This window comes from Amycolatopsis sp. NPDC004079, from assembly GCF_040610415.1.
GTDB classification, from domain to species: Bacteria; Actinomycetota; Actinomycetes; order Mycobacteriales; family Pseudonocardiaceae; genus Amycolatopsis; species Amycolatopsis halotolerans.
This window is the reverse complement of the sequence record NZ_JBEXMH010000132.1, coordinates 1-10,797: the sequence shown is the minus strand read 5'-3', so window position 1 is coordinate 10,797 and position 10,797 is coordinate 1. Positions and strand designations below refer to the sequence as shown.

At 70.8% G+C, this 10,797-nt stretch carries 8 protein-coding genes; 6 read left to right on the top strand and 2 right to left on the bottom strand.

Translation table 11 applies throughout. From position 1 onward, the window contains the following. The first annotated feature begins 512 nt into the window (after positions 1–512). The gene (locus ABZX37_RS48570; RefSeq protein WP_354751132.1) at positions 513–872 is read left to right on the top strand and encodes a hypothetical protein; all 360 of its coding nucleotides are present in this window, start codon (positions 513–515) and stop codon (positions 870–872) included. Positions 873–898: 26 nt separating this feature from the next. Then, the gene (locus tag ABZX37_RS48565; RefSeq protein WP_344267793.1) at positions 899–1,249 is read left to right on the top strand and encodes a DUF3817 domain-containing protein; all 351 of its coding nucleotides are present in this window, start codon (positions 899–901) and stop codon (positions 1,247–1,249) included. Positions 1,250–1,305: 56 nt separating this feature from the next. On the opposite strand, the gene ABZX37_RS48560 is transcribed toward ABZX37_RS48565, so the two are convergent. Then, positions 1,306–2,916: a cation acetate symporter gene (locus ABZX37_RS48560; protein WP_354751131.1), complete on the bottom strand. Its 1,611-nt coding sequence runs from the start codon at positions 2,914–2,916 to the stop codon at positions 1,306–1,308. Then, a complete protein-coding gene (locus tag ABZX37_RS48555; RefSeq protein ID WP_354751130.1) occupies positions 2,913–3,350 on the bottom strand; it encodes a DUF485 domain-containing protein in 438 nt (145 codons plus the stop codon). The genes ABZX37_RS48560 and ABZX37_RS48555 overlap by 4 nt, the downstream gene beginning before the upstream one ends. A gap of 969 nt (positions 3,351–4,319) precedes the next feature. Here ABZX37_RS48555 and ABZX37_RS48550 point away from each other — a divergent pair. Genes ABZX37_RS48550 through ABZX37_RS48535 form a run of 4 tightly spaced genes read left to right on the top strand, consistent with a single transcriptional unit; the run spans position 4,320 to position 10,614 of the window. Beyond that, on the top strand, positions 4,320–8,792 hold the full coding sequence (locus ABZX37_RS48550; protein WP_354751129.1) for a nitrate- and nitrite sensing domain-containing protein: 4,473 nt from the start codon (positions 4,320–4,322) through the stop codon (positions 8,790–8,792). Next, positions 8,789–9,241: a roadblock/LC7 domain-containing protein gene (locus ABZX37_RS48545; RefSeq protein ID WP_037809909.1), complete on the top strand. Its 453-nt coding sequence runs from the start codon at positions 8,789–8,791 to the stop codon at positions 9,239–9,241. The genes ABZX37_RS48550 and ABZX37_RS48545 overlap by 4 nt, the downstream gene beginning before the upstream one ends. A gap of 7 nt (positions 9,242–9,248) precedes the next feature. Next, entirely contained in the window at positions 9,249–10,019 is a 771-nt protein-coding gene (locus tag ABZX37_RS48540) for a DUF742 domain-containing protein (RefSeq protein WP_344267783.1), read from the top strand. Beyond that, positions 10,000–10,614, top strand: coding sequence for an ATP/GTP-binding protein (locus tag ABZX37_RS48535; RefSeq protein ID WP_354751128.1), 615 nt, complete (start codon positions 10,000–10,002; stop codon positions 10,612–10,614). Before ABZX37_RS48540 ends, ABZX37_RS48535 begins: the two co-directional genes overlap by 20 nt. Positions 10,615–10,797: the final 183 nt, after the last annotated feature.

Here is a 10,797-nt window from a genome sequence, read left to right as displayed (position 1 = left end):
TGTTCTGTTTCTTTTAATACCACCCCATCCCCCCCCCCCCCCCCCACTTCCGCGGGAGCGAGGGCACGTGACCCCGTCTTGCCAGCCGGTGCCGCGAACCGCCCTGGCGAGCACCGCGACAGCGAAGCCGCCGCACACCGCGCAACAGGGAGAACCCCGATGCGGCATTGGGTGCGCTGGACGCATCCAATGTGGCGTTCGGTGCGTGGGATGCACCGAATGTGGCATTGGGTGCGCTGGATGCACCGAATGTGGCGTTCGGTGCGTGGCATGCACCGAATGTGGCATTGGGGGCGTTTGCCTGAGCTGAGAACCCGAGCAAAGCAGCGAAGCCGTCCCGGCGCGCGCAGTGCTCGGGGGATCCGTCCGAAGCCAGCTCCGGCACCTCAGCCGCGGCGAATCCGGCCGGCGAGTGCCGGGTGGGGCCCCGGTAACGACCTCGCCGCCTCTCAGCAACGCTCTTCCCCGCCAGTGCTAGCGTCGATACCGTGCCTGCAGATCCCGGCCCGGCCGTGTCCCCGCTCGGGCGCCGGCTCACGATCGTCGTCACGAGCGTCGTGAGCCTGGCGTTGTGCTGCGGGCTGGCCTGGTGGCAGTGGGACCGGTTCACGTCCGCCACCGGCACCTTCCAGAACCTCGGCTACGTGCTGCAATGGCCGCTTTTCGGACTCTTCCCCGCGTTCATGTTCTGGCGCATCAAGAAGCTGCGCGAACGCGAAGAGGAAGCCGCCGACCAGGCCGGACCGGCAGCACCGGCGCCGGTTCGCGTGCCCGCGCCGCGACCGGCCGCGGCTCCCGTCGAAGAAGACGACGAACTCGCCGCCTACAACCGCTACCTGCGCGAGCTCAACGCCCGCGACCAGCAGTCCTGAACGCCCGCGGAAGTGAGGACGCTCCCATGACGACCAGCACCGACGGTGCCGCCCCGACCCGCCAGTCGAAGGTGTCCGGCTCGCTGACGCGGTTCCGCGCCAGCGCGTACGTGACCGGCGTCGGCCTGCTCGCCCTCTGCGCCACCATGATCATCGAGTACGGCTTCGGCAACGCGACGCCCGCGCAGGTGTACTCGCCGATCCACGGCGTGCTCTACATGATCTACCTGGTGCTCACCATCGACCTCGCGATCAAGGCCCGCTGGTCGATCAAGAGCACCGTCCTGGTGCTGCTGGCCGGATGCGTCCCGTTCGTGTCGTTCGTCGTCGAGCGCCGGGTGACCCACCGCGTGCAGGCCGGGCGCGACGTCTTCTGAGCGGTAAAAAACCGCGGCACCCGAACGGGCACCGCGGTTTTTTCGTGCTCAGCGGGTCAAGAGCCGAAGCCGATGCCGGTCAGCGACCGGACCTCCATCTCCGCGTGCTTGGCCGGGTCGCCCTTCGAGCGGCCGACGAACGTCCCGATCGCGCCGCACAGGAACGACACCGGGATCGACACCAGGCCCGGGTTCTTCAGCGGGAACCAGTGGAAGTCGACGCTCGGGAAGATCGAGTCCGGCGAACCCGACACCACCGGTGAGAACAGCACCAGCACGACGCACGCGATGAGCCCGCCGTAGATGCTCCACAGCGTTCCGGTGGTGTTGAACCGCTTCCAGAACAGCGAGTACAGCAGGGTCGACAGGTTCGCCGACGCCGCCACAGCCAGCGCGAGCGCCACGAGGAACGCGATGTTCTGGCCGTTGGCGAGGATGCCGCCGACGATGGCGAACACGCCGATCACGACCGCGGTCAGCCGGGCGACCCGGACCTCGTCCTCCGGCTCCGCCTTGCCGCGCTTGATGACGTTCGCGTAGACGTCGTGCGCGAACGAGGCGGACGCGGTCAGCGTCAGCCCGGCCACCACGGCGAGGATCGTCGCGAACGCGACCGCCGAGATGATGCCGAGCAGCACCGTCCCGCCCACGTGCAGGGCCAGCAGCGGCGCGGCCGAGTTCTCGCCGCCGGGCGCGGCCTTGATCTCGTCCGGGCCGACGATCGCCGCCGCGCCGAAGCCGATCACCAGCGTGCACAGGTAGAACACGAACATGCACGCGGTCGCCCACACCACCGAGCGGCGCGCCTCGCGGGCGTTCGGCACGGTGTAGAAGCGCATCAGCACGTGCGGCAGCGAAGCGACGCCGAGCACCAGCGCCAGCGACAGCGACACGAAGTCGAGCTTCGTGGTCCCGTTCTTGCCGTAGGAGCCGCCGGGGGAGAGCAGGTCCTTGCCCATCGGGCTGTGGTCGGTGGCCGCGCGGAGCAGGCTCGAGAAGTTGAAGCCGTACTTGCCCATCAGGAACACGGTGATCAGCGAGGCGGCGGTGAGCAGGATGGTGGCCTTGATGATCTGCACCCACGTGGTGCCCTTCATGCCGCCGAGCAGCACGTAGGAGATCATCACCAGCCCGACCACGGTGATCACCAGCGCCTGGCCCCACTTGGAGTGGACGTCCAGCAGCAGCGCGACCAGGCCGCCCGCGCCCGCCATCTGCGCGAGCATGTAGAAGAAGGAGATCACCAGCGTCGACGTGGCCGACGCGGCGCGCACCGGACGCTGCTTCATCCGGAAGCTGAGCACGTCGCCCATGGTGAAGCGGCCGGTGTTGCGCAGCAGTTCCGCGAGCAGCAGCAGGTCGACGAGCCACGCCACGAGGAAGCCGATGGAGTAGAGGAAGCCGTCGTAGCCGTTGATCGCGATCGCGCCGGCGATGCCGAGGAACGACGCGGCGGACAGGAAGTCGCCGGAGAGCGCGACGCCGTTCTGCCGTCCGGTGAAGGCGCTGTCGGCGGTGTAGTAGCCCGAGGTGGAGGACCGGCGGTTGCCCGCGCGGTAGACCACGAACAGGGTGATCGCGACGAACAGCGCGAACACCCCGGTGTTGATCAACGGGTTGCTCGCCGAAGTTCCTTCGGCGAGTGACGTGGTGGTCGCGAGGGTCACTGAGGGGTTCCTTCCGTGACTGCGTTCTGCGCGCGGATCTCGGCCGCGCGCGGGTCCATCTCGCGGTCGGCGAAGCGGACGTACAGCGCGGTGATCGCCGCGGTGGTGACGAACTGGCCGAGGCCGAGCAGCATGCCGACGTTGACCAGGCCGAAGACCGGCGTGCTCATGAAGTCGCTCGCGTAGGCGGCGAGCACGACGTAGACGAGGTACCAGACGAAGAACCCGATGCTCATCGGGAACACGAACCGGCGGAACCGGCTGCGCAGCGAGCGGAACTGGGGGCTGCGCTGGATCTGCTCGTAGTCCGGGCCGCGCTTGCGGCGCCTGCCGCGCGGGGCGGCGTCGCCTCCTTCGCGGTCGAACAGCGCGGGCATCTGACCGGTGTCCTCGGCCGAGGCGGCCGGTCCGGTGGTGCGCGCGACGTTGTGCATGGCTGCCTCCGGCAACTTGCGCGGTGGATGGCGCCGGGCGGCGTTCGAGAAAGCGCCCGGATCGCCCTTGCGGACTGGGAGGCGGCCATAGTAACGACGCCGCCGGAACGCGGAAAAAGCCGGTTCGCGGGGGCACCGGAAATTCCTTTTCGCCCGGGAAATAGCGCGAAACGGCGCGTCCGGGCAGATCACAGGCTGATCACTCGGAATAGTGAGCACCCCTGTCACGGGGAGTTGCCGGGCCGGGTCCGGGTTGCGGCAGATGGCGGAGTGACGGGCCGGTCAAGATCCAATACGGTGACCGGTCGTAGCCGCCGGGCGGGGCGGCCGCTCCGCTTCGGCGGGCAGGTCCGCGGCCGGGCGGGGATTCCCAGGCAGAGAAGGGAGGCTGGCAAAAATCACCGGGTCGAGCGGCGCGTCGCTGCATCTCCACAACATCGGGTTCAACTTACGGGTGCACCCACCCGATGGGGGCACGGAGCGTAGTCCCATCGAGGGTGCCGCTTACCCTGTGTGGGCTAATCGGGTGACGGCCGGACGTCGGAGCCGAGAGCACCGGGTAACCGGAATTCCCGCGCCGGGCGTTCCTTGTCGAATCCGCGCCTCCGAGTTCGCGCGGTCCGACTATTTTCCCAGGTCAGCACCCCGATGCGGAACGCAATAACGCAGGCGGCGATTGGTGTACGATTCTTTGGCCCCAGCCGCCCGCAGCGATCGATAAGGCGCAGACAAGTTGATCTCGACCACCGCCGTGCAGTCCGCAAGTTGCGTCGTGCACGTGCATAGTCCCGGGAAGCCGATCGTCTCCCGGACCGGTGAAGGATCGACCAAGTCGTGCCCGCCCCCGGTCGGACGCGCGGGCAGGCGGACCGCGGGACTCCGCGCCGGGAGCGCTGAGCGCACCGGGAGCGCGGGGAGCCGCGGGAACCGCCGACGGGCCGCCACGACGCCGGACAGGGAGTCACTTTCGTGACCGTTGCAGGAGAAGGCCAAGTGCCTGTGGAGAAGCTGCTCGGCCGCCCGCCCAAGCGGCCGCGCTGGTCGTCGGGCTGGCGGGCGGCGTTGCGCTGGCGGGACTGGAGCCTGCCGGTCAAGCTGTCCGCGGTCACGATCGTCCCCATCGTGCTCGCGCTGGTCCTGGGCATCACCGCGATCGCGGGCCAGGTCTCGCGGTCGAGCGACTACCAGCGGATCGACCGGCTCGTCGGGCTGAGCACCCAGCTGCGCGCGCTCACCGACGGGCTGCAGCGCGAACGCACCCAGACCGCCGCCCAGCTCATCGCGGGCACCTCGGGCGTCACCCCCGAACTGAAGGCCGCCCGCGCGGCCACCGACGCGGCGGTCGCGCCGTTCACCGAGGCGGCCGCCCGGGTCGGGGCCGACGGCTCGAGCGTCTCCGGCGCGGTGAACTCGGCGACCGCGCAGGTCAACGAGATCGCGGTGATCCGCCAGCAGGTCGGGGCCGGCCTGCTGAACGCGGCCGAGGCGGTCGGCGACTACAACGCCGTCACCAGCGCGCTGATCGGAGCCGACACCGCGGTGTCGGCGGGCGCGAGCGCCGACGCGCTCGGCAGCACCCCGAGCGCGCTGCACGACCTCGAGGCCGCCAAAGAACAGGTGTCGGTCACCCAGTCCCTGGTGGGCTACGGCATCTCCGCCGGCACGCTCACCCCGCAGCAGCTGAGCGACGTGCGCGACGCGGAACTGCGTTTCGACGACCGCGTCGCCGACTTCAACGCCGCCGCCACCGCGCCGCAGCGCCTCGACTTCGAGAGCACGATCAAGCCGGACACCTCCTATGACCGCAAGCGGATGCTCGGCACCGTGCTCGGCGGGCAGGGCGTTTCCACCGACGACGCGCTCAAGCGGACTTCGCCGCAGGAGTGGAACAACGCCTCGAACGCGGTGGTCTCGCAGCTGACCGAGGTCTCCGGCCGGATGAGCACCGACCTCACCGCGGCGTCGTCCGGGCTGGTCGAGGACGCGGGCAGCAGCGCCGGTCTGCTGGCCGTGCTGCTGTTCGCCGCGCTCGCCGCCGCCGCCGCGGTCGTGTTCGTCATCGCCCGCCAGCTGCTGCGCTCGCTGAAGGTCCTGCGCCGCAGCGCGCTGGACGTCGCGGAGAAGGACCTGCCCGAGGCGGTCCGCAACATCCAGGAGGGCCGCGCGCAGAGCATCGAGGTCGAGCCGGTCCCGGTCCAGGTGCAGGACGAGGTCGGCGAGGTCGCGCGGGCGTTCGAGAAGGTGCACAGCCAGGCGCTGCGGCTCGCGACCGAACAGGCCGCGATGCGCGCCGGCTACTCCAGCGTGTTCGTCAACCTGTCGCGGCGCAGCCAGAGCCTCGTGCAGCGGCAGCTGCAGCTGATCGAGCGGCTGGAGCGCGACGAGGAAGACGCTGACCAGCTCGCCACGCTGTTCCAGCTCGACCACCTCGCCACCCGGATGCGGCGCAACAACGAGAACCTGATGGTCCTCTCCGGCGCCGAGCCGGGCCGCCGTTCCGGCCAGCCGGTCGCCACGCACGACGTGCTGCGCGCCGCGGTGTCGGAAATCGAGCAGTACCAACGGGTTTCGGTGCAGCACCCGCCCGCGGTGAAGATCGTCGGGTTCGCCGCGAGCGACGTCCAGCGGCTCATCGCGGAGCTGCTGGACAACGCGACCGCGTTCTCCGCGCCGGAAACCCAGGTGACGGTCGCGACGCGGCTCGCCGAGGACGGTTCGCTCAACGTCGACATCCTCGACAAGGGCATCGGCATGAACGAGTACGAGGTGGTGGAGGCCAACGGCCGGCTCACCGACTCGGGCTCGGTCGACCTCGCGACCTCGCGCCGGATGGGCCTGTTCGTGGTCGGCCGCCTCGCCGGCCGCCACCGCATCGGCGTTTCGCTGCACGGCGGCAAGGACATCGTCGGCGTGCGGGCCACCGTGATGGTTCCGCCGGAGCTGGTGATGACCGGCCTGGCCACCGTGTCGGGCGACCGCTCGGAACCCGGCCAGCTGCCCGGCCCCAAGGCGAGCCTCGCCGCCCCGCCCGTCGCGCCGGGCGGGCTGCCGCGGCGCCAGCGTGCGACCAACGGGTCGGCCGTGCCGGGTCTCGTTCCGCAGCAGGGCGGCAACTCCGAGGAAACCCAGCGCTGGCCGTCGGCCGGCGATCTCGCGGGCTTCTCCGGGGACAAGGTCGCGCGTCCGCCGTCCGACCTCGAGGTGTCCGGCACCGCGCTGTTCAGCCCGATCCCGCGCGACGACGACACGCCCGCTCCGCCGCCGCCCGCGCCGAAGCTGCCGCAGACCGTCGACGTCCCGCCGCCGCGCCCGGAGCCCGAACCGGCCGCGGAAACCCGCGACGAACGCGACGGCGAACTGCCCTCGGGCAAGGACCTCTTCTCCGCGGCCAATGCGACGACGCTGAGCGACTGGTGGAACCAGGCTGCGCAGCAGGTGCCGGAGGTCCCGCCGCCGTCCGCGGCCGAGACGACGATCGAGAACACGCCGATCTTCGACGAGATGCTGTCGGCCTGGTTCCGTTCGCCCGCACAGCCCCCGCCCGCCGCCGCTCCGGCCGCTTCGCCCGCTTCGTCGGCGTCGGCTCCGGACAAGGCCGAGGAACCGGAAGCGGACGAGGAACAGCAGCAGCGCAACTGGGATTTCGCGAGCGACGAAAACTGGCGGACAGTGCAGGCACTGTCCCAGGTGGAGCCGAACTCGTTCACCAAGTCGGGCCTGCCCCGGCGCCGCCGCGGCGAACAGCTCATGCCGGGCAGCGCCGCGCCGGAACCGGCGGTGCCCCCGGCGGAAGCGCCGGGCAAGGGCCTCCTGGACCTCCCGGTCCGCGACCCGGCGGACGTGCGGGGGCGGCTGAACAGCTTCCAGCGCGGCGTCACGCGCGGTCGGCAGGAAGTTCGCGGGACCGAGCCGGAAACCACTGGCAGCACCGCGGATTCCGGAACCACGGGCGCCTCGGACACCTCGAGCGCCACGACGTCGCCGGAGCGGGCTCGCGCCCACGACGCGGCGACCCGGCGGCGGCAGACGGTCGCGGGGGCCTTCGGCGTTCCCGCCGACCAGAACCGTCCCGGCGGGATGCCGCAGCGCACCCCGGGTTCGGCCGCTTCGTTCGGCGGCCAGCCCGGTTCCGGCGAGACGGACGCGCCCGCCGGATTCGGCACCCGGCCCGCGGACGCGGACTCGCCGGACGAGACGGCTCCCGTCCCGGCCGTGCCCCCCGCGTTCGACCCGGACGGCGGATGGCCGCGCCAGCCCGCCGCCGAGCGCACGGAACTGCTCGCGCCGCAACCGAACCGGGGCGTCCGGCCGGACAAGCCGGACAATCTGCCGACCCGCCGCAAGGGCGCGAGCAGCCTCCCGCCCGCTCCGCCGACCGCCGACCCGAACCAGGTCCCGGCGGCAGTGGCCGGGCTCGAAGCCGCGGTCTCCGGCACGGGACAGACTCCCGCGTCGCAGGCGGCACAGGCTTCGGCGAACGGCCAGACCGCGGCGCCGGAGAAGACGGACAGCCCTTCGGCGAACGGGCAGGCTTCCGCGCCCGCCGCGCCGGCTGCGTCCGCTTCGCCTGCTTCGCCGCAGGGCACGGAGCAGACCTCGCTGTGGGGCACGCCCGCGGAGAACCCGGTGCCGGGCAAGGCTTCGCCGTTGACGACGTGGCGCAGTGCCACGCAGTCTCGGGCCGCCGCGCCGAACCAGCCGACGGAGAACGCGGCGCAGTCCGGCACGACGGCGGACCAGGCTCCGGCGACTCCGGCTCCGGCGCAGGGGCTGGCCGGGGGACTGGGCCAGACCCGGGTGCCAGGGCAGAACCTTCCGGCACAGCCCGGAACGACTGGGCCGACCGCGTCGCCGAGCCAGGCGGGAACATCCGGACCGACCGCGTCGCCGAGTCAGTCCGGAATGCCGAGCCAGGCCGGAATGCCGAGCCAGGCCGGAATGCCGAGCCAGACCGGAACGCCGAGCCAAGCCGGAACGCCGGGACAGGCCGCGACACCGGCCAAGACCGGGTTGTGGGGTCAGCCGCTGGTGCCGGGACAGGCTCCGTCGCGGCAGTCCTCCGCCGGACAGGACGCCTCGCAGCCGCCCTCGGCGCCGACCGGGCCGGCCGGTTCCGACGGTTCGGCGAGCCCCGCCCCAGATCCTGCCGAAACTACCGCTGAGTGGAATTTCGGTTCCGACGAAGGGTGGCGGACAGTCCAGTCGGTGTCCCAGTCGACGCCCGCTTCCTTCACTTCGGCAGGATTGCCTCGGCGCCGCCGGGGCGAACAACTGCTTCCCGGCAGCGCACCGCCGCCCGCCGGGTCGGCGAGCCCCCGTCCGTCCCGCGACGCGCACGACGTGCGCGGTCGCCTGAGCAGTTTCCAGCAGGGGATCCAGCGCGGCAGGCACCGCACCGCGCAGGCCGCTGAGACGAACCACGAAACATTGGAGGGTGAATGACCTCGCCGAATGCGGCCCAGCCGCAGCAGAACCAGTTCGGCTGGCTGGTGAACGACTTCGCCGACCGCGTCCCGGGCGTCGCGCACGCGGTCGTCGTGTCGGCCGACGGTCTTCTGCTGACGGCCTCCAACCGGCTGCCGCTCGACCGCGCCGACCAGCTCGCCGCCGTGGCGTCCGGGCTCGTCAGCCTCACCCAGGGCGCCGCCCGGTGCTTCGAGGCGGGCTCGGTGCGCGAGACCGTCGTCGAGATGGAACTCGGCATCATGGTGCTGATGTCCATCAGCGACGGCTCCTGCCTGGCGATCCTCGCCGCGCCCAACTGCGACATCGGGCAGGTCGCCTACGAGATGACCATGCTCGTCGACCGCGTCGGCCAGATCCTGACCCCCGAGCTGCGCGCGCAGCTGCAGGGCGCCGGGGGCTCGCTGATCGGCGAACCGGTGGGATGATGGCGCGATGAGCCAGGGGTCCGGATTGTTCGGCGAAGAGCCCGGTACCGGCGGCGAACCCCCGCGCGGGGAGGAGCCCGCCGCCGGCGACGACGGCACGTTCGCCGACGTCCTCAACGGGTTCAGCCTTGATTCGGGCCGCTCGCGCAGAAAACGGAAGAAGAGCGGCAAAGAAACGAAGGAATCCCAGTCCCCAGCGCCGCCCGCCGCGGGAGCGCACGCGGCAGCGGACCCGCCGCCGGCACCTGTGCCGCCGGCCGACCAAGGAGATGGTGTGACCTCTCTCGTCTCTCCACCGGGCAGTACGGACTCCGACGGCCCCAGACCAGGCGGGCTCTTCGACCCGGGACCGCCGAGCGGCGAGTTCTCGATGCCGTCGGCGATCGTCCGTCCCGAGCGCCACGATCGGGTGGACCCGGCCGAGGAGACGTCGATCGTGCGCCCGTACGCTCTCACCGGCGGGCGCACCCGGGCGAACTACGCGCTCGAACTGGAGACCCTGATCTCCACCAAAGACCATGTCGCCGCGGGGGGCTTCCCCCAGGCGGCGGCGGAACAGATCGAGAGCATCTCGATCATGGAATCGTGCCGGACCCCGCGTTCGGTGGCGGAGATCGCCGCGGTGCTGTCAGTGCCGCTGGGGGTGGCACGGGTGCTGATCAGCGACGCGGCCGACGCCGGCCTCGTCACCGTGCACCGGACGATCTCGGGCCAGGACGGCGCCGAAGCACACTTGATGTTGATGGAAAGGGTTTTGAGTGGACTCCGTCGGCTTTAAGGCACCGCGGGAAACCGCGCCCCCGACCATGACATCAGCGAAGATCGTGGTGGCGGGCGGCTTCGGAGCGGGCAAGACGACCTTCGTGGGTTCGGTGTCGGAAATCGTTCCGCTCACCACCGAGGCGATGATGACCGACGCCAGCCGCGGCATCGACAACCTCGACCAGACCCCGTACAAGACGACCACCACGGTCGCCATGGACTTCGGCCGCGTCTCGCTCGACGCGGACCTGATCCTCTACCTGTTCGGCACGCCCGGCCAGCAGCGGTTCTGGTTCATGTGGGACGACCTGGTGCGCGGCGCGATCGGGGCGGTCGTGCTCGCGGATACCCGGAGGTTGGCGGACTCGTTCGCGCCTATTGACTTCTTCGAGGATCGCGGGCTGCCGTATATCGTGGGTGTGAACACGTTTGACGGCGTGCTGGAGCACGACATCAATGATGTGCGCGAGGCGCTGTCTATTGATCCGAGCATTCCGATTGTGCGGTGTGATGCTCGGGATCGGGAATCTACCAAGCAGACGCTGATCACGTTGGTGGAGTATGCGATGCGGCAGTGGATCGCGCTTAGGGCTGCGAAGGCGCATCAGTAGTTAGTCTGGGCCGGGTTGGGTGGGCTGGTTCGGCAAGCTGTGTTTTTGGCGCCGGCTCCGCCGTCGCGGGCGGGATCGCCTTTAAGTCGGCGTGTGGAGGGGCAGTGCACCCGGCCCTGGGGGGCCGGCGCCCAGAGACACCAGACGCCCCCCCGATCCTCCAGCCGTTCCCGCCCCACCCCC